The 18416-nt window shown below is 70.7% G+C and carries 15 protein-coding genes; 9 read left to right on the forward strand and 6 right to left on the reverse strand.

The window, feature by feature from the left end; genetic code table 11:
- The 3 genes from GWK61_RS57485 to GWK61_RS40890 all read right to left on the reverse strand — a co-directional run.
- On the reverse strand, nucleotides 1-269 hold a 269-nt coding region (locus tag GWK61_RS57485; protein WP_228563768.1), incomplete at its 3' end, for a metal ABC transporter permease.
- Nucleotides 263-1168: a metal ABC transporter ATP-binding protein gene (locus GWK61_RS40885; RefSeq protein WP_194917104.1), complete on the reverse strand. Its 906-nt coding sequence runs from the start codon at nucleotides 1166-1168 to the stop codon at nucleotides 263-265. The genes GWK61_RS57485 and GWK61_RS40885, both read right to left, overlap by 7 nt.
- Nucleotides 1168-2115, reverse strand: coding sequence for a metal ABC transporter substrate-binding protein (locus tag GWK61_RS40890; RefSeq protein WP_194917105.1), 948 nt, complete (start codon nucleotides 2113-2115; stop codon nucleotides 1168-1170). Before GWK61_RS40890 ends, GWK61_RS40885 begins: the two co-directional genes overlap by 1 nt.
- Before the next feature lie 253 nt (nucleotides 2116-2368).
- Here GWK61_RS40890 and GWK61_RS40895 point away from each other — a divergent pair, with 253 nt between their 5' ends.
- Nucleotides 2369-3751, forward strand: a complete 1383-nt coding sequence (locus tag GWK61_RS40895; RefSeq protein ID WP_194917106.1) for a glycine--tRNA ligase — start codon at nucleotides 2369-2371, stop codon at nucleotides 3749-3751.
- Between the two features lie 143 nt (nucleotides 3752-3894).
- On the opposite strand, the gene GWK61_RS40900 is transcribed toward GWK61_RS40895, so the two are convergent.
- Nucleotides 3895-4668: a hypothetical protein gene (locus GWK61_RS40900; protein WP_194917107.1), complete on the reverse strand. Its 774-nt coding sequence runs from the start codon at nucleotides 4666-4668 to the stop codon at nucleotides 3895-3897.
- 237 nt (nucleotides 4669-4905) lie between these two features.
- Between GWK61_RS40900 and dusB the strand changes: the two genes are divergently transcribed.
- Nucleotides 4906-6027, forward strand: a complete 1122-nt coding sequence (dusB, locus tag GWK61_RS40905; protein WP_438939810.1) for a tRNA dihydrouridine synthase DusB — start codon at nucleotides 4906-4908, stop codon at nucleotides 6025-6027.
- A 172-nt stretch (nucleotides 6028-6199) separates the two neighbouring features.
- Here the strand turns inward: dusB and GWK61_RS40910 are convergent, their stop codons facing one another.
- Nucleotides 6200-6751, reverse strand: coding sequence for a YceI family protein (locus GWK61_RS40910; RefSeq protein WP_194917109.1), 552 nt, complete (start codon nucleotides 6749-6751; stop codon nucleotides 6200-6202).
- A 320-nt stretch (nucleotides 6752-7071) separates the two neighbouring features.
- Here GWK61_RS40910 and ppdK point away from each other — a divergent pair, with 320 nt between their 5' ends.
- Nucleotides 7072-9807 carry a pyruvate, phosphate dikinase gene (gene ppdK / locus GWK61_RS40915; protein ID WP_194917110.1) on the forward strand — a complete coding sequence of 912 codons (2736 nt, stop codon included), beginning with the start codon at nucleotides 7072-7074 and terminating at the stop codon, nucleotides 9805-9807.
- A gap of 82 nt (nucleotides 9808-9889) precedes the next feature.
- On the opposite strand, the gene GWK61_RS40920 is transcribed toward ppdK, so the two are convergent.
- Nucleotides 9890-10408 (reverse strand): SET domain-containing protein, encoded by a 519-nt coding sequence (locus GWK61_RS40920; protein WP_194917111.1) that lies wholly within the window; start codon nucleotides 10406-10408, stop codon nucleotides 9890-9892.
- 42 nt (nucleotides 10409-10450) lie between these two features.
- Here GWK61_RS40920 and GWK61_RS40925 point away from each other — a divergent pair, with 42 nt between their 5' ends.
- From GWK61_RS40925 to GWK61_RS40950, 6 genes are all read left to right on the forward strand, one after another.
- On the forward strand, nucleotides 10451-11377 hold the full coding sequence (locus GWK61_RS40925) for a sigma-70 family RNA polymerase sigma factor (protein ID WP_323747984.1): 927 nt from the start codon (nucleotides 10451-10453) through the stop codon (nucleotides 11375-11377).
- A 53-nt stretch (nucleotides 11378-11430) separates the two neighbouring features.
- Nucleotides 11431-11754 (forward strand): EthD family reductase, encoded by a 324-nt coding sequence (locus GWK61_RS40930; protein WP_194917113.1) that lies wholly within the window; start codon nucleotides 11431-11433, stop codon nucleotides 11752-11754.
- A gap of 189 nt (nucleotides 11755-11943) precedes the next feature.
- Nucleotides 11944-13236, forward strand: a complete 1293-nt coding sequence (locus GWK61_RS40935) for a deoxyguanosinetriphosphate triphosphohydrolase (RefSeq protein ID WP_194917114.1) — start codon at nucleotides 11944-11946, stop codon at nucleotides 13234-13236.
- A gap of 21 nt (nucleotides 13237-13257) precedes the next feature.
- Nucleotides 13258-15429, forward strand: coding sequence for a DNA primase (dnaG, locus tag GWK61_RS58920; protein ID WP_194917115.1), 2172 nt, complete (start codon nucleotides 13258-13260; stop codon nucleotides 15427-15429).
- 127 nt (nucleotides 15430-15556) lie between these two features.
- Nucleotides 15557-16729 (forward strand): RNA polymerase sigma factor, encoded by a 1173-nt coding sequence (locus tag GWK61_RS40945; RefSeq protein WP_323747985.1) that lies wholly within the window; start codon nucleotides 15557-15559, stop codon nucleotides 16727-16729.
- Between the two features lie 101 nt (nucleotides 16730-16830).
- A partial coding sequence (locus GWK61_RS40950) for an FGGY family carbohydrate kinase (RefSeq protein WP_194917116.1) occupies nucleotides 16831-18416 on the forward strand: 1586 nt, incomplete at its 3' end.

Below are 18416 nucleotides of genomic sequence, written 5' to 3' on the forward strand. Positions count from 1 at the left end.
GAAGACCTCGACGCCGCCATCGCCTTCTTCACCGAGCTCGGCATGGAGCTGGAGAACCGGATGCGGATCGACCAGAGCTGGGCCGGCCGCGTCGTCGGGCTCGACGACATGCGCAGCGAGATCGCGACGTGCCCGAGCCCGTCCCCCATCAGCGCGAGGCGCCGCTGGACCAGGTACGTGCCGATGGCCGGCGCGGCCAGGCCGATGGCGAAGGCGGCGAGGAAGGCGCGCTGCATGAAGGGCAGGCTGAAGATGGTGTCGCTCAGCATGCGGGGCCTGCCTTCGGGGCGGCGGGGGCGAGCGACTCCACCGGAGCGTGCCCCGGCGGGCACTCCGGCATCCCCGGCACCTCGTCCGGTGCGGCGTGTGGGTGCACGTGCTCGTGGCCGGGCCGGCCGTGGGCCGGGTCGGGCTCGCCGTGCTCGATAGGGGCGCCGTCGTAGCGGACGGTGCCGGCGCGCAGGACCACCGTGCGGTCGATGAGCGGGGCGAGGGGGCCGAGTTCGTGGAGGACCAGGAGGATCGTGGTGCCGTGCGCCGACAGGTCGGCCAGGGTGTCGGCGAAGGCCTGCTGGCTCACCAGGTCCACGCCGGCCATCGGCTCGTCCATGATCAACAGGTCCGGGCGCCGGGCGAGGGCGCGGGCGATCAGCACCCGCTGCTGCTGGCCCCCGGACAGCGAGGCCACCGGGTCGCCGATCCGCTCCAGCATCCCGACCGTGGCCAGGGCCTCGCGGACGGCGGTGCGGTCGCCGCGGGTGCGGCGGTTCACCCAGCCGCGCGGGCTGAGCAGGCCCGATGCCACCACCTCGCCGACCGTCGCCGGGACGCCGGCCGCGGCCGTGGTGCGCTGCGGCACGTAGCCGACCCGCTGCCACGCCTTGAACTCCGGCAGCGGCGTGCCGAACAGGTCGACCCGCCCGCCGTCCACCGGATACAGCCCGACGATGGTCTTGACCAGCGTGGACTTGCCCGAGCCGTTTGCTCCCAGCAGCGCGACGGTCTGGCCGCCGGGTACCTCCAGGTCCACGCCGTGCAGGATCCGCCGGCCGCCGAGGGAGACGGTCACGGTGCGCGCGGCCACGACCGGCGCCGGAGTCTCGTCCGGTGCGCTGACCGCCACCGTCGTCACCGCCGCAGCGCCGGTGCGAGCGCGCCGCCGCGCCATCATGAGCACCCCAGCGCCGTGCGCAGCGCCGCCAGGTTGTCGCGCATGATCGAGAAGTAGTCCTGCGTCGAGGGGTCCTTGACGCCCTCGATCGGGTCGAGCACCGCGGCCTTCGTCCCGGTGTCCGCCGCCAGCGTCCGCGCGGTCTTGGGGCTGGCCAGGGTCTCGAAGAAGACCGTGGTCACGCCCTCAGTCTTGATCAGGTGCTGGATCTTCGCGAGGTGGGCCGCGCTCGGCTCGTCGTCCGGCGACAGCCCGGCGATCGGCACCTGGACCAGGCCGTAGCGCTCGGCGAGGTAGCCGAAGGCGGCGTGGCTGGTGACGATGTCCTTGCGCACGCAGCGCGCCAGCCCCGCGCGGTAGTCGGCGTCCAGGGCCGTCAGTCGGCCGTCCAGCGCGGCCTGGTTCGCCTGGTAGTCGGCGGCGTGGGCCGGGTCGATCTGTTGCAGCTTCGCCGAGACCGCGTCGGCGATCTTCGCGAAGTCGACCGGGTCCAGCCAGACGTGCGGGTCGGCGCTGTGCGCGTCGCCCTCGCCTAGGTCGCCGTGGTCCTCCAGGTGCACCACGGTCGCGGTGTCCAGGGCCGCCTTGGGCTTGTTCTGCGCCACCGCGGAGTCCACGGCCGGCTGCAGGCCCTTCTCGTAGACCGCCAGGCCGGCCTTGCTCACCGCGCCGACCTGCGACGGCGTCAGCTCCAGGTCGTGCGGCTCGGCCCCGGGCCTGGTGAGGTTTCGCACGCTCACGTGCTCGCCGCCGATCTGCTCGGCAAGGTACGCGAAGGGGTAGAAGCCGGCCACGACGTCCAGCCGGCCGCTGCCACCCGAGGACCGGTCCGACTGCTTCACGCAGCCGCTGAGCACGACCGCCGTCACCAGCACCGTCACCAGCGCCACCGCGGCGGCAGCCGGGCGCCGGCGGCGGCGGGGCTCGGCGGTGCGGGACAGCATGGGATCATGGTCGCTGAAAATGAAAATGATTGTCAATTATCACGATCAGCACACGGCGAACCACCCACCGAACCACCCACCCCGAGCCACCCGCCGACGTCCGCCGCACACCCCGATACCACCACCGCGACCTGCGCCGGAAACCATTCATAAACCCCGCCGCGGACCCGCTAAGCTGGGCCATCATCCGAAACCCGGCATCCGGCCGGGCTTCGCCACCGTGGATGCGGTGGCAACAAGAAAGAGAGCGACTGTGGCCGCCGACAAGATCGAGACCATCGTCCGGCTCGCGAAGAGCCGAGGCTTCGTCTTCCCCTCCAGCGAGATCTACGGCGGTACTCGTGCCGCCTACGACTACGGGCCGCTCGGCGTGGAGCTGAAGGAGAACATCAAGCGCCAGTGGTGGAAGGCCATGGTCACCGGCCGGGAGGACGTCGTCGGCCTGGACTCCTCGGTCATCCTGGCCCGCGAGGTGTGGGAGGCCTCGGGCCACGTCAAGGAGTTCACCGACCCGCTGACCGAGTGTCAGTCCTGTCACAAGCGCTTCCGCGAGGACCACCTCATCGAGGCCTACGAGGCCAAGCACAACCGGGCCCCCGAGCGCGGGCTGGCCGACATCAACTGCCCGAACTGCGGCAACAAGGGCACGTTCACCGAGCCCAAGGTGTTCAACCTGATGCTCCAGACCCACCTGGGCGTCACGATGGACGAGGCGGGCCTGGCCTATCTGCGTCCGGAGACCGCGCAGGGCATCTTCGTGTCCTACAAGACGGTCCGCGACGCCTCCCGCAAGAAGCCGCCGTTCGGCATCGGCCAGATCGGCAAGTCGTTCCGCAACGAGATCACGCCGGGCAACTTCATCTTCCGGACCCGCGAGTTCGAGCAGATGGAGATGGAGTTCTTCGTCAAGCCCGGCGAGGACGAGCAGTGGTTCGAGTACTGGCTCAACGAGCGTTACAACTGGTGGACCGACCTGGGTCTGCGTCCTGAGAACCTGCGGTTCTTCGAGCACCCGGCGGAGAAGCTGTCGCACTACTCCAAGCGCACCGTCGACATCGAGTACCGCTTCAACTTCGGCGGCCAGGAGTTCTCCGAGCTCGAGGGCGTCGCCAACCGCACCGACTTCGACCTGTCCACGCACGCCAAGCACTCCGGCGAGGACTTCACCCAGCTGGAGCAGGAGACCGGCGAGCGCTGGACGCCGTTCGTGGTCGAGCCGGCGGCCGGCGTGAACCGCGGCATGCTCGCCTTCCTGCTCGACGCCTACGCCGAGGACGAGGCCCCGAACGCCAAGGGCCAGATGGAGGTCCGCAAGGTCCTGCGCCTGGACAAGCGCCTGTCCCCGGTCAAGGCCGCGGTCCTGCCGCTGTCCCGCAACGCGGACCTCTCGCCCAAGGCCCGCGACCTGGCGCAGCTGCTGCGCAAGAACTGGAACGTCGAGTTCGACGACGCCGGGGCCATCGGCCGCCGCTACCGCCGCCAGGACGAGATCGGCACCCCGTTCTGCATCACGGTGGACTTCGACACCCTCGAAGACCAGGCCGTGACGGTGCGCGAGCGGGACTCGATGGAGCAGCAGCGGGTCGCCCTGGACCAGGTCGAGGGCTACCTCGCGGCCCGGCTCATCGGGGCCTGAGGTCCGGCTTGCTGTTCGAGCACTGAGGGGGCGGGCCCGGCGGGGCCCGCCCCCTCAGCACGTCCGGCGCGGAGCGGGGCGCTCATGCCGCGGCGGGATTCGTCGGTCGAACCCCACGACCGAATCCCAGCTCGGTGCCCAGCTCAGTGGTGGTGCTTCTGATCCGACGGCGGCGGGCACAGGGCCGAGGCGTGCGCGATCGACTCCCCGTTCACCTGCCACTGCCCCTTCACCCCGGTCGGCACCATGCTGTACTCCACGCGGTCGCCCAGCGAGTTCTTCGGCTGGAGCTCCTTGCCCGGGGTGTGGGTCAGCACGTTGCCGCGCACCACGCCGGACAGGTCCTGGCAGAAGCCGACGGTGGCCTGCTCGGGGGTGAGGTTCTCCACCACCACCTTCGACAGCACCGCGAAGCCCACCGGCTGCTGCTTGTGGTCGATCCAGTTCTGCGCCCAGGCGTGCGCCTGGGCGTAGCCGGTGCCGGCCCAGTAGCGCTTCAGGTCCGGGGTGCCGGCCTCGGCCGGCTGGTAGGCCGCCACGTAGCTGGCCTTGTACGCCTGGGTCGCGTTCCAGAGCACGATGTGGTGCGTCAGGTCCTGGAACGCCGGGGTGGTCGCGTAGAACACCTGGATCGTGTTGGGCAGCTGTATGCCCGGCTTGGGCGGCGCCTTGTGATGCGAACTCGACTCCGTGTTCGGCGTCTGGCCGCCGGCCGCCGGCTGGTTGTTCTCGGTCGACGGCGGCGGCACGTCCGCGGCGTGCGGGTTCGTGTTGCACGCCGAGATCCCGACGGCCATGAAGACCCCCAGTGCGCCGGCCAGCAGGCCTGTCGCCAGTTTGTCGCGCCCGCGTTCCGGCCCCCGCCCCCGCGGGCCGTTCGCGTCCGCACCGCTGCCGTCGGTGCGGTTGGCTCTCACCACTTCTCCACTCACTCTCGCCCACCCGCTGTTCTGCTGTTCCAGCGGTCCCCCCGCCGGTTTCTTAACTCTTTCCTTATGACGTTCAGACTAACGGGCCGGTTGTCCGAAGGCCGACTGGAATATCCGAACGGGTGCTCCGCCGTGCTATGCGATCCTGGAAGGGTGACTTCCCCAGACAAACAGAACCTCACTCTGGGCTCCCTGCCCGTTGCGCCGCCCGTGGTCCTCGCGCCGATGGCCGGCATCACCAACGTGGCGTTCCGCCAGCTCTGCCGCGAGCACGGGGCCGGGATCTACGTCTGCGAGATGGTCATGACCCGCGCCCTGGTGGAGCGGAACGAGAAGACTCTGCGGATGGTGACCTTCGCCGGCGACGAGAAGCCGCGCAGCCTCCAGTTGTACGGAGTGGATCCGGTCACAGTCCGCAAGGCGGTGGAGATGATCGCCGCCGAGGATCTGGCCGACCACGTGGATATGAACTTCGGATGTCCGGTTCCGCGCGTCACCCGCAAGGGCGGCGGCGCGGCCCTGCCGTACAAGCGCCGGCTGTTCGGCCAGATCGTCGAGGCCGCGGTCCAGGCCGCCGCCCCGGCCGGCATCCCGGTCACGGTCAAGATGCGCATCGGCATCGACGACGAGCACCACACCTTCCTGGAGGCCGGCCGCATCGCGCAGGAGGCCGGCGCCGCCTGGGTCGCGCTGCACGGCCGCACGGCCGCCCAGCGCTACAGCGGCGAGGCCGACTGGACCGCGATCAAGGCGCTGAAGGACGAGCTGGACGTCCCGGTCCTGGGCAACGGCGACATCTGGGAGGCCGACGACGCGCTGCGCATGATGAGCCAGACCGGCGCCGACGGGGTGGTGGTCGGGCGCGGGTGCCTCGGGCGGCCGTGGCTGTTCGCCGACCTCGCTGCAGCCTTATCGCCGCGAGGGTCGGCGACCGACAAGCACAGTGCCGATCTTGCCGCCGCCTTCGAGGGCCGCAGCGAGCGCAAGCTGCCTGACCTCGGAGAGGTCATGGCCACCATGCGCCGGCACGCTGAGCTGCTCGCCTCGTGGCTGGGCAGCGAACGCGAGGGCGTCGTGGACTTCCGCAAGCACGTCGCCTGGTACCTCAAGGGCTTCCCGGTCGGCGGCGACGTCCGCCGGGGCCTGGCGATGTCCTCCTCGCTGGCCGAGCTCGACGGCTTCTTCGCGCACCTGGACCCGGCCACGCCGTTCCCGACGGACACGCTCGGCAAGCCGCGCGGCCGGACCAACTCCCCGGGCAAGGTCACGCTGCCGTACGGCTGGCTCGACGACCGGGACGACGACACGGTGCCGGCCGGCGCCGAGATGGAGGACTCGGGCGGCTGACACAGCCCGCCCGCCTGCCCCGTCGCCGACCGCCACAGGCTGCCTGCCTGCCCGCCACAGTCCGCCTGGACTGGCCCAGCCCGTCGCCGGCCGCCGCAAGAACACGTAAGAAGACACGAAGAAGCGCCGGGACCCTCCAGGCGGTCCCGGCGCTCCTCGGCGATCGGGTGGTTCAGCTCTTCTTGATCGCCGAGATCTCCAGCTCCAGCTGGATCTTGTCGCTGACCAGGACGCCGCCGGTCTCCAGCGCGGCGTTCCAGGTCATGCCGAAGTCCTTGCGGCTCACGGTGGTCTTGGCCTCGAAGCCGACGCGCGAGTTGCCGTAGGGGTCCACGGTGGTGCCGAGGAACTCCACGTCGAACTCGATCGGCTTGGTGACGTCCTTGACCGTCAGGTCGCCGTGCAGGACGAAGTTGTCCTCGCCCTTGACGGTGACGCCGGTGGACTTGAACGTCATCTCCGGGAACTTGTCCTGCTCGAAGAAGTCGCCGGAGAGCAGGTGGCCGTTGCGCTGCTCGTTGCGGGTGTCGACGCTGGCGACCTTCACCGTGGCCTCGGCGCTGCTCTTCTCGGGGTTGGCGCCGTCGACGTGGATCTCGCCCTCGAACTCGTTGAAGCCCCCGCGCACCTTCGTGACCATCGCGTGCCGGGCGATGAACCCGACCGTGCTGTGTGCGACGTCGAAGGTGTAATCGCCGGTCAGGGACGCGTAATCCGTGCTCATAACTCTTCCTCCTGGTGGGCTCGGGCGGGTCCGCGCCGAGCGATCATGGTTGAGGCTTCAACTAACCTATCGCCCCCCACAGCACACCCTGCGGCACTTTCATTCCCGGCGGTTCGCCGTGGCGTCCGCACGGGTGACGTGCGGGGTCCGGGTGAGACGACTCACAGGAACGAAACGCTTGAATCCGGGTATAGCCCTGGCGAACACGCCCGGCCGACGCGCTACGCTCCGCAGCGTCAGGGCATGCGGCGGGACACCCCCTCAGTCCGTCCCGTCGTCGCCGCGGTGTGTGCCACACAGATCAGTCAGGGAGTATCTGCGTGCCGAAGTTCGTGTACGACTTCACCGAAGGCAACAAGGACCTCAAAGACCTCCTCGGCGGCAAGGGTGCGAACCTCGCCGAGATGACCAACCTCGGGCTGCCGGTCCCTCCCGGCTTCACGATCACCACCGACGCCTGCCGGGTCTACCTGGAGCACGGCCAGGAGCCGCCGGAGCTGCGGGAACAGGTGTCCCAGTACCTCGACGCCCTTGAAGCGAAGATGGACAAGAAGCTGGGGCAGGCCGACGGGCCGCTGCTGGTGTCGGTCCGCTCCGGTGCCAAGTTCTCCATGCCGGGGATGATGGATACGGTCCTGAACATCGGGTTGAACGACGAGTCGGTCCTCGGGCTCGCAGCCCAGGCCGACGGCGCTGGGTCCGATGGAGGGTCAGGGTCCGCCGGAAGGGCGGACCGCTTCGCCTGGGACTCCTACCGGCGGCTCATCCAGATGTTCGGCAAGACCGTCCTGGGCATCGACGGCGAGCACTTCGACGAGGCCCTGGAGGACGTCAAGAAGGCCAAGGGCACGCACAACGACCTCGACCTCACCGCCGAGGACCTGCGCGGGCTGGTCGAGACCTTCAAGACAATCGTCGAGAAGGAGGCCGGCCGCACCTTCCCGCAGGACCCCCGCGAGCAGATGGACCTGGCGATCCGCGCCGTGTTCGAGTCCTGGAACGGCGAGCGCGCCAAGCTCTACCGCCGCCAGGAGCGCATCCCCAACGACCTGGGCACCGCGGTCAACATCTGCTCGATGGTCTTCGGCAACCTCGGCATGGACTCCGGCACCGGCGTCGCCTTCACCCGCGACCCCGCCTCCGGCCAGACCGGCGTCTACGGCGACTACCTGCAGAACGCGCAGGGCGAGGACGTCGTGGCCGGCATCCGCAACACCGTGCCGCTGCAGGACCTGGAGAACGTCGACGCCGCGAGCTACGCCGAGCTCACCGACATCATGGCGAAGCTGGAGCACCACTACCGCGACCTGTGCGACATCGAGTTCACCATCGAGCGCGGCAAGCTGTGGATGCTCCAGACCCGAGTAGGCAAGCGCACTGCCGCTGCCGCGTTCCGGATCGCCGTGCAGCTCGTCGACGAGGGCCTGATCGGCCCGGACGAGGCCGTGGACCGGGTCACCGGCGCGCAGCTGGCACAGCTGATGTTCCCGCGCTTCGACGACAACGCCAAAGCCGAGATGATCGCCAAGGGCATGAACGCCTCGCCCGGCGCCGCCTCCGGCAAGGCCGTGTTCGACTCCTACACCGCGGTGAAGTGGTCGCGCTCGGGGGAGAAGGTCATCCTGATCCGCCGCGAGACCAACCCCGACGACCTGAACGGCATGATCGCCGCGCAGGGCATCCTCACCTCGCGCGGCGGCAAGACCTCGCACGCCGCCGTCGTCGCCCGCGGCATGGGCAAGACCTGCGTGTGCGGCGCGGAGTCGCTGGACGTGGACACCAAGCGCCGGCGGATGACCGCGCCGAACGGCGTCGTGGTCGAGGAGGGCGACGTCGTATCCGTGGACGGCACCTCCGGCGCCGTGTACCTCGGCGAGGTCCCGGTCGTCGCCTCCCCGGTCGTGGAGTACTTCGAGGGCCGGCTCGGCGCCGACTCGCCGAAGGCCGACGACCTGGTCAAGGCCGTGCACCGGATCATGACCTGGTCCGACGAGCGCCGCCGGCTGTACGTCCGGGCCAACGCCGACACCCCCGAGGACGCCGCCCGCGCCCGCCGCTTCGGCGCGCAGGGCATTGGCCTCTGCCGCACCGAGCACATGTTCCTCGGCGAGCGGCGCGTGCTGATCGAGCGCCTGATCCTGGCCGAGGACGACGACGAGCGCGAAGCCGCGCTGGCCGAGCTGCTGCCGATGCAGCGCGACGACTTCGTCGCCATCTTCACCGCCATGGGCGGCCTGCCGGTGACGGTGCGCCTGCTCGACCCGCCGCTGCACGAGTTCCTGCCGGACATCACCGAGCTGTCGGTCCGGGTGGCGGTGGCCGAGGCCAAGGGCGAGGAGAACGAGAACGACCTGCGCCTGCTGCAGGCCGTGCACAAGATGCACGAGGCCAACCCGATGCTGGGCCTGCGCGGCGTGCGCCTGGGCCTGGTCATCCCGGGCCTGTTCATGATGCAGGTCACCGCCATCGCCGAGGCCGCCGCGCAGGTCGCCAAGGCCGGCGGCGTGGCGCGCGTGGAGATCATGGTCCCGCTGGTCGGCGCGGTCCAGGAGCTGGAGATCATCCGCGACGAGGCCCAGCAGGTCCTGGACGAGGTCAAGGAGCGCACCGGCGCCGACGTCCGCAGCCTGATCGGCACCATGATCGAGCTGCCCCGCGCGGCCCTGACCGCCGGCCAGATCGCCGAGGCCGCGCAGTTCTTCTCCTTCGGCACGAACGACCTGACGCAGACCACCTGGGGCTTCTCGCGCGACGACGTCGAGGGCGCCTTCTTCTCGGCGTACCTGGACCGCGGCATCTTCGGCGTGTCGCCGTTCGAGACCCTGGACCGCGAGGGCGTCGGCAAGCTGGTCCGCATCGCCGCCGAGGAGGGCCGCAAGACCCGCCCGGAGCTGAAGCTCGGCGTGTGCGGCGAGCACGGCGGCGACCCGGACTCGGTGCACTTCTTCCACGAGGTGGGCCTGGACTACGTGTCCTGCTCGCCGTTCCGGGTGCCGGTGGCCCGGCTGGAGGCGGCGCGGGCGGCGATCGAGTCGGCGGGGAGCGATTCCCGGTGAGGTGAGCGCGCCGAGGCGCGCATGAACTGAACAGGCCGGGTGTCCGTGAGGGCATCCGGCCTGTTGTCAGTTCAACTGCTCATCAATCGGACAGCGTCTCAGTGTCCGAAATCCGCGCCAGCAACACCGGCACCCAGTGCTCGCCATACCGCTCCCGCAGATCGGCCCGGCGCCAGTCATCCCCGGTGATCACGCCGCGGCAGAGCCCTGCGCCGCACCGGCAGTCCATCCGGAAGTCCGGCATCCCCGACGACGTCGCATAGTCGTTGGTCAGCTCCTCCTCCGCGCCGATGTTGCGGCGCGCGACGAGCGTGTACGCGTCGTGCCACCACAGGTTCGGGTCGCAACTGTGGTTCCCGTAGCCGTTGGGCCGGCGCGGCGGGAGCACCAGGTGGCGGTCCTCGCTCACCGCGATCGTGTCGACGTACGCGTCCGAGGTCCGGAAGATCTCCCGCAGCTCCGCGTCGCTCACCAACCGCCCGCCGAGCCGGGACACGACGGTCCCGCGCGCGATCGCCGACCGCGCGAACAGCCCGCGTCCCTCGATCGCCGAATCGCGCACCTCCACATCGGGATGCAGCCGGCAGTCAGCGTCGGTCACGCCGACACGCTACCTGTCAGTCCCCCCGCGTACCCTGACCTCGTGGACGACCGCGTCGATCTCGAAACGCACCGCGCCGAGCTGACGGCCTACTGCTACCGCATGCTCGGCTCCGTCCACGACGCCGAGGACCAGGTCCAGGAGACGCTCCTGCGGGCCTGGAAGGCCCGCGACCGCTACGACCCCACCAAGGCCTCCGTCCGCACCTGGCTCTACCGCATCGCCACCAACGTCTGCCTGACCGCGCTCGAATCGCGCGGGCGCCGTCCCCTGCCGTCCGGCCTCGGCGCGCCGAGCCGGGACACCGAGGCGCCGTTGCGGCCGGCGCTCGATGTCCCGTGGCTGGAGCCCTTCCCCGACGCGCGCTTCGACGCCGACCTGCGTGCCGATCTCCGGCTGGCCTGGGTCGCGGCGGTGCAGGAGCTGCCCGCGCGGCAGCGGGCCGTGCTGGTGTTGCGCGACGTCCTCGACTTCTCCGCCGCCGAGGTCGCGCAGCAGCTCGGGACGACCGTCGCCGCCGTGAACAGCGCTCTGCAACGCGCTCGCGCGACCGTCGACGGGCTCGGTGACGCCGCCGAATTCCGCGAGGCGCCCGACCCGAGCCGGAACGCGACCATCGAGCGCTACATCCACGCCTTCGAGGCCGCCGACGTCCCGGCCCTGGTGAAGCTGCTCGCCGACGACGTCGTCATGGAGATGCCGCCGGTCCCGCTCTGGTACCGGGGCCGCGACGACTACGCCCGCTTCATGGAGCGCGTCTTCCGCATGCACGGCCCAGGCTGGCGCGCCGTCCCCACCTCGGCGAACGGCCAGCCGGCCCTGGCCGCGTACTCCCCGCTCCCCGGCGGCGGCCACAAGGCGCACACGCTCCAGGTCTTCACCGTCGTCGACGACCTGGTCACGGCCAACGTGGTGTTCGCCGACCCGTTCCTGTTCGAGATCTTCGGCATCTTCGACCCGCCGCGATGAGTCCGGTCGGTGCCGCCGGTATGTAAAGGCGACACCGACCGAGAGGACCCGCCATGACCACCACCCCAGCCCGCTTCCTCGTCTTCTGGGAGCGGCCGTCCGACCCCGAGGCCTTCGAGCGCCACTACCGCGAGGTCCACATCCCGCTGGCGCGCAAGATCCCGGGGCTGCGCTCTTACGCCATCACCGACAACCCCGTCCCGGTCCGCGGCGAGCCCTTCTTCCGCATCGCCGAGCTCCGCTGGGACACGATGGACGACCTGCGCGCCGGCATCGACTCGCCGGAGGCCCGCGCGGTCGCCGACGACGTCGACAAGCTGGCCGTCTACGCGACCTGCCGCAACATGGTCATCGAACCCTTCGAGGAACTGCTCTGAGGACAGGCGACAAGACCAGCGACAAGACAGGCGACAAGACCAGCGACAAGACAGGCGACAAGACAGGCGACAAGACAGGCGACAAGACAGGCGACAAGAGGCAGCGGCCGCCCCGGGAGACATCCCGCGGCGGCCCCGCCACCGCCGAGTCTTCAGTTCCCGTTGGCCCGCGCGGGTTACCGTGGGGCGGTGACCGATGCCACTACCGACGCTTACACCGACGCCGACCGGCAGCGGCACCTGCCGGACCACCCCAGCAACAACCGCCGCACCGCCTTCGAGCGGGACCGCGCCCGGGTGCTGCACAGCTCGGCGCTGCGCCGGCTGGCGGCCAAGACCCAGGTGGTGGCGCCGGGATCGAACGACTCGGCGTTCGGCGCCTACATGGACAGTCCCCGCACCCGGCTCACGCACAGCCTGGAGTGCGCGCAGATCGGCCGGGAGCTCGGCAAGGAACTCGGCGCCGATCCGGACCTGATGGAGACCGCCTGCCTGTCCCACGACCTCGGCCACCCGCCGTTCGGCCACACCGGGGAGGAGGCGCTGGCCCTGGCCGCGGCCGACTGCGGCGGCTTCGAGGGCAACGCGCAGTCCTTCCGCATCCTGGTCCGGCTGGAGGCCAAGGCGCTGGGCCCGGAGGGCGAGCCCGGCGGGCTGAACCTGACCCGGGCCGCGCTGGACGCCGCGACGAAGTACCCGTGGACCCGCACCGAGGGCCAGGCGCGCGGCACCGGGAAGTTCGGCGTCTACGCCGACGACGAGCCGGTCTTCGAGTGGATGCGCACCGGCGCCACGCCCGGCCGGACCTGCTTCGAGGCGCAGGTGATGGACTGGTCCGACGACGTCGCGTACTCGGTCCACGACCTGGAGGACGCGCTGCACGCCGGCCACCTGGTCCCGAAGAACCTGCTGTCGTTGGCCGAGCAGGCGGAGCTGTTCGAGCTCACCGAGATCCGTTACGCGCCGGGCTCGAGCGCGGCCGAGCTGTCCGACGCGCTGGGCCGGCTGATGGCCCTGGACTACTGGCCCGGCGACTACGACGGCTCCTTCGCCGCACAGGCCGCGCTGAAGAACGCCACCAGCAGCCTGATCGGCCGCTTCTGCCAGTCGGCGGCCGCCGCCACCCGCGACCGGGCCGCCGAGCGCGCCGCCGACGGGGCCACCGGTCCTCTGACCCGCTACGCCGCCGACCTGATCGTCCCGCGCGAGATCCGGCTGGAATGCGCCCTGCTCAAGGCCGTCACCGCGCGCTACGTCATGCAGCGCGACGATGCCCGCGAACGCCGCCGCCTTCAGCGCGAACTGGTCACCAGCCTGGTCGAAGGCCTCTCCGCGCTGCCGGATCACCTGGAGCCGGCATTCCGCGCCTGGTACGCCGACGCCACCGACGACTGCACCCGCCTGCGCGTGGTCGTGGACCAGGTCGCGTCACTCACCGACGACGCCGCGTATGCCCTGAGCAGGAGAATGGGTACCGTCTGACCACAGCTATAAACTCTGTCTGTGGCTGGACGGATCAATGACGACGACATCGAGCGAGTACGCAAAGCGGCCTCGATCGTCGATGTCGTCGGCGCCGTGGTCCAACTCCGCAACGGAGGCGGCGGGAATCTGAAGGGCCTGTGCCCCTTCCACGACGAGAAGTCGCCGTCCTTCCAGGTCAGCCCGGCGAAGAACTTCTACCACTGCTTCGGCTGCGGGGTCGGCGGCGACGTCATCAAGTTCATGATGGAGTACGACCACCTCACCTTCGCCGAGGCGGTCGAGCGGCTGGCGAGCCAGTACAACATCGAGCTGCGCTACACCGAGGGCGGCTACACGAAGCAGGGGGAGGGGCGCAGCGAGCGCACCCGGCTGATCGACGCGCACAAGGTCGCCACGGAGTACTTCATCGACCAGCTCTCCACCCCGGCTGCCGCGAAGGCCCGCGAAGTCCTGAGCGCGCGCGGCTTCGACGCCTCCGCGATCGAGCAGTTCCGCGTCGGCTTCGCCCCGGAATCGTGGGAATCGCTGGTCCGCCACCTGCGCGGCCGCGGCTTCACCGACAAGGAGATCCTGACCGGCGGTCTGGCCTCCGAGGGCCGCCGCGGCGCGATGGACCGCTTCCGCAACCGGCTGATGTGGCCGATCGCCGACCTGTCCGGCGACGTCATCGGGTTCGGCGGCCGCCGCCTCACCGACGACCCGGAGACCCCGAAGTACCTCAACAGCCCCGAGACGCCGATCTACAAGAAGTCCTCGGTGCTCTACGGCCTGGAGATGGCCCGCCGCGAGATCGTCAAGCAGGAGCGCGCGGTCGTGGTCGAGGGCTACACCGACGTGATGGCCTGCCATCTGGCCGGCGTCCCGACCGCGGTGGCCACCTGCGGCACCGCGTTCGGCGAGGAGCACATCAAGATCCTGCGACGGCTGCTGGCCGACCGGAACCAGTTCCTCGGTGTCGAGGTGGTCTTCACCTTCGACGGTGACTCCGCCGGGCAGAAAGCCGCTATGCGCGCGTATCTCGACGAGGACAAGTTCGTCACGCAGACCTTCGTCGCCGTCGAGCCCAGCGGCATGGACCCGTGCGATCTGCGGCTGGCCAAGGGCGACGCGGCGGTGCGCGAGCTGGTCGCCACCCGGACCCGGCTGTTCGAGTTCGTGATCCGCGCCGAGCTGGCCAAGCAGAACCTCGACGAGTCCGAGGGCCGGGTGCACGCGCTGCGCACCACCGCGCCGATCGTGGCGAAGATCCGCGATTCGGCGCTGCGCAACGACTACACGCGCCGGCTGGCCGGCTGGCTCGGGCTGGAGGAGCGGGACGTGCAGGCCACGGTGCGCCGGCTGCTCGCGGCCTCCGGGGTCCGGCCGGAGGTGCCGGTCTCCGGCGGACCCGGCGGCGGTGGCCAGGGCGGCGGGTACGGCTCCTCAGGCGGCCGTGGCGGCGACTGGGGCGACCGCCGGGGGAATCAGGGCTCGAACAACCGGCGCGGCGGCTACGGCGGCGGACAGGGCGGCCAGGGCGGCCAGGGCGGTTCGGGCGGCCGGGACGGCGGCGGCTATGGCGGCGGTCGCGGCGGAGGCCGAGGCGGCGGTCGCGACGACCGGGGCGACCGTGGCGGGTACGGCAGCCGCGACGACCGCGGTGGCTACGGCGGCGGTTACGGAGGCGGCGGATACAGTTCGCCGAACCAGGACGGCCTGTTCGGTGCCGCGGCCGCGACCGTTCCCGGACACCGCGATCCGGTCGCCGGCGCCGAGCGCGAAGCGTTGAAGATGGCGTTGCAATTCCCGCAACTGGCCGGCGGCACTTTCGACGGTCTGGCGCCGGAGGAGTTCACCGTTCCCGCGTATGCCGCGGTGTGCGCCGCTGTGCGCGCGGCCGGCGGCTGCGCCACCGGCAATGACAACAACTGGACCGGCCGGGTTCAAGATCAGGCCCCTGACGACGCGATCAGAGGCCTGGTCACAGAGCTGACCGTGGAGCCGGTGCACTCGCGCGGCCCGGCGGACGAGCGGTATGTCGCCGAAGTCATGACAAGGGTGCGCATCCACACCGTCGACCGCCGTATCAAGGACGTGAGATCCAAACTGCAGCGGTTGAATCCCGTTACCGGGCAAGAGGAATACAACAAACTCTTCGGTGAACTCGTGGCGTTGGAGCAATACAAGCGTGGCCTGGCGGAAGTCTCATAACGGTCACGGTTTCGTGACCGGCGGGCGACACTGATCTTGTACTGGTTTCCGTTATCTGGGATAGCTCTGCGGCGCGCGGGGTAAGCGTGTGGCGAAGACGTCGCGAACCCCCACCTTGGAGCTTGTCGTGAACAGTGCTGTCGCACAGGGACCGGTGGCCCTCCTCGACACCCTCGCGCCGACCCCCCACCCCACTTCTTCGTCCGCGGCCGAGGCCCGGACCGCTGTCGGTCTGGGCGAGCCGGAGGAACTCGGTCCCCTGCGTGCCCCCGGCCCGGCCGGGCCGGAGATCGCAGAGCTCGAAGCGGTGCTGGAGGAAGAGGCCGAAACCGAGCCGGAGAAGGAAGCCGAGGCGGATTCTAAGGTCAATGCCTGGGCCGATTCCGCCGGACCGGCCGGCGACCTGTTCCGGCAGTACTTGCGGGAAATCGGTCGGGTACCGCTGCTCAACGCGGTGCTGGAGGTGGAACTCGCGCAGGCCGTCGAGGCCGGCCTGTTCGCCGAGGAGAAGCTGACCTACGAGACCCACCTCAAGCCGCAGCTGCGCCGCGAACTGGCGATCCTGGTCCTGGAGGGCCAGGCCGCCAAGCGCCGCCTGATCGAGGCGAACCTGCGGCTGGTGGTGTCGATCGCCAAGCGCTACCTCGGCCGCGGCATGTCGATCCTGGACCTGGTCCAGGAGGGCAACCTCGGTCTGATCCGCGCGGTCGAGAAGTTCGACTACACCCGCGGCTACAAGTTCTCGACCTATGCCACCTGGTGGATCCGGCAGGCGATGAGCCGCGCGCTGGCCGACCAGGCCCGCACCATCCGGGTGCCGGTGCACGTGGTCGAGCTGATGAACCGCGTGGTCCGGCTGCAGCGCCGGCTGTTGCAGGAGAACGGCGTCGAGCCGTCGCCGGACGATATCGCGGAGGTTCTGGGCGTCGCGGTGGAACGCGTCGTCGAGGTGCTGCGCCTGGCCCAGGAACCGGTGTCGCTGCACGCGCCGGTCGGCGAGGAGGACGACGTGGCGCTCGGCGACCTCATCGAGGACGCCGACGCGGTCTCCCCGGCCGACTCGGTCGCCGTGGTGATGCTGCGCGAGCACCTGGACGCGCTGCTGTCCACGCTCGGTGAGCGGGAGAAGCGCGTGGTGCAACTGCGCTACGGGCTCACCGACGGCCAGCCGCACACGCTGGAGGAGATCGGGCGCACGTTCGGCGTGACGCGGGAGCGGATCCGGCAGATCGAGGCCAAGACCCTGGCCAAGCTGCGCGGGCACACCTATGCCGATCAGCTGCTTGACTACCTGCGATGACGGTGGGTCACCAACAGGATACTGAATCGCACCGGACCAGCCGGAACAGGTTGGGCGGGACCTGTTTCCGGCGCGCGGCGCATACGGCATGATCTGGCGTCATGCCGATCGTCGCGGGTATCGATTCCTCGCCCAGCACCACACGAGTCGTCGTCTGCGATGCCCTCAGCGGGAAGGTGATCCGCAAATCGGCGGTGGCCCACCCCGCCGCCGGTGACGACGACCCGCACGAGTGGTGGAACGCACTCGTCAAGGCCTGCGACGGCGACATCCTGGACGGGGTCCAGGCGGTCGCCGTCTCCGGCCAGCGCCAGGCGCTCGTCGCGCTGGACAACGCCGGGGGCGTGGTGCGCCCGGCGCTGATGTCCACCGACTTCCGCGCCGCCAACTCCGCCGACGACCTCGTCGTCGAGGGCGGCGGCCCGGGCGCCTGGGCGTCCGCGGTCGGCTCGGTGCCGACCGCCGCCTTCCCGATAGCCAAGCTGCGCTGGCTGGCCCAGCGCGAGCCGGAGAACGCCGCGCGGGTGGCCGCCGCCCTCCAGCCGCACGACTGGCTCACCTGGCTGCTGCTCGGGGCCGCCGCCGCGCCGGTCACCGACCGCGGCGAGGCCTCCGGCACCGGCTACTGGTCGCCGTTCTCCAACGACTACCGCACGGCCCTGCTGATCCACGCCTTCGGCCGCGACCTCGCCGTGCCGCGCGTGCTCGGCCCGGTCGAGCCCGCGGGGACCACCAACGCCGGGGTTTTAGTGGCGCCCGGCACCGGCTCGGCGATGGCGCAGGTGCTCGGCCTGTCCGCGGAACCCGGCGACGTCGTGATCAGCATCGGCGCCACCGGCACGCTGTTCGCCGGCGGCCTGGAGCGCCCGATCGCCGACCCGAGCGGCACCGTCTCCGGGTTCGCCGACGCCACCGGCGGCTTCCTGGCCATGGCCCGCACCGGCGAGGCGATGCCGACGCTGGAGGCCGCCGCGAAGATGACCGGCGTGGACCTGCAGGGCCTGTCACGCCTCGCGCTGGAGTCCACCCCCGGCGCGCAGGGCGTGGTGCTGGTGCCGCCGATGGCCGGCCAGCCGGGCTCGCTGACCGGACTGCGGCTGGCCCGGATGACCGCGCCGAACCTGGCGCGCGCGGCGGTCGAGGGGATGCTCTGCGGGATAGCCGAGGGGCTGGACGCGCTGGCCGTGCAGATGGCCGCGGTGGGTACGCCGCTGCGGCGCGTGATACTCACGGGCAAGGGCGCGAGGCTGGATGCGGTGCGGCTGATAGCGCCGGCGATATTCGGGGTGCCGGTCGCGGTCGCGGTGTCCGGCTCGTTCGAGGACGGGCCCGGCGGCGGCCTGACGTCTACAGGCGTGTTCGCGGCGCTGGACGCGTCGGGCGTGCCGCGGCCGGGCTCGGGGCGGCCTACTGGCGCGGTGATGATGGGAGGCAGCGAGATCATGGCGATCGGCGCGGCGCGGCAGGCGGCGTGGGTGCTGGCGGCGTCCACGGCGCCGGGCGGGGAGGCGCCGAAGGCTCCGCCGATGTGGAACGAGGCGGTGATGTTCAAGGACTCGCCGAATGTGAAGGCTGGTATTGGGGCCGGGGTGCGGGCGCAGTATGCGGGTGCTCGGGAGGCGATGTTGGCTTCTATGGAGAGCTTGGCTACGCCGGGTGCGGGTGCGGGTGCGGGTGCGGCTGGGGC

Origin of the sequence: Catenulispora rubra (assembly GCF_015356825.1) — a bacterium.
Lineage (GTDB): Bacteria > Actinomycetota > Actinomycetes > Streptomycetales > Catenulisporaceae > Catenulispora > Catenulispora rubra.

Bases quoted from the DNA above. Each gene is read 5' to 3' on its own strand.
- GWK61_RS40885 (WP_194917104.1), bottom strand. From the start codon at position 1,168: ATGGCGCGGCGGCGCGCTCGCACCGGCGCTGCGGCGGTGACGACGGTG.
- GWK61_RS40890 (WP_194917105.1), bottom strand. From the start codon at position 2,115: ATGCTGTCCCGCACCGCCGAGCCCCGCCGCCGCCGGCGCCCGGCTGCC.
- dusB (WP_438939810.1), top strand. From the start codon at position 4,906: ATGGCCGGCATCACCAACGTGGCGTTCCGCCAGCTCTGCCGCGAGCAC.
- GWK61_RS40910 (WP_194917109.1), bottom strand. From the start codon at position 6,751: ATGAGCACGGATTACGCGTCCCTGACCGGCGATTACACCTTCGACGTC.
- GWK61_RS40930 (WP_194917113.1), top strand. From the start codon at position 11,431: ATGACCACCACCCCAGCCCGCTTCCTCGTCTTCTGGGAGCGGCCGTCC.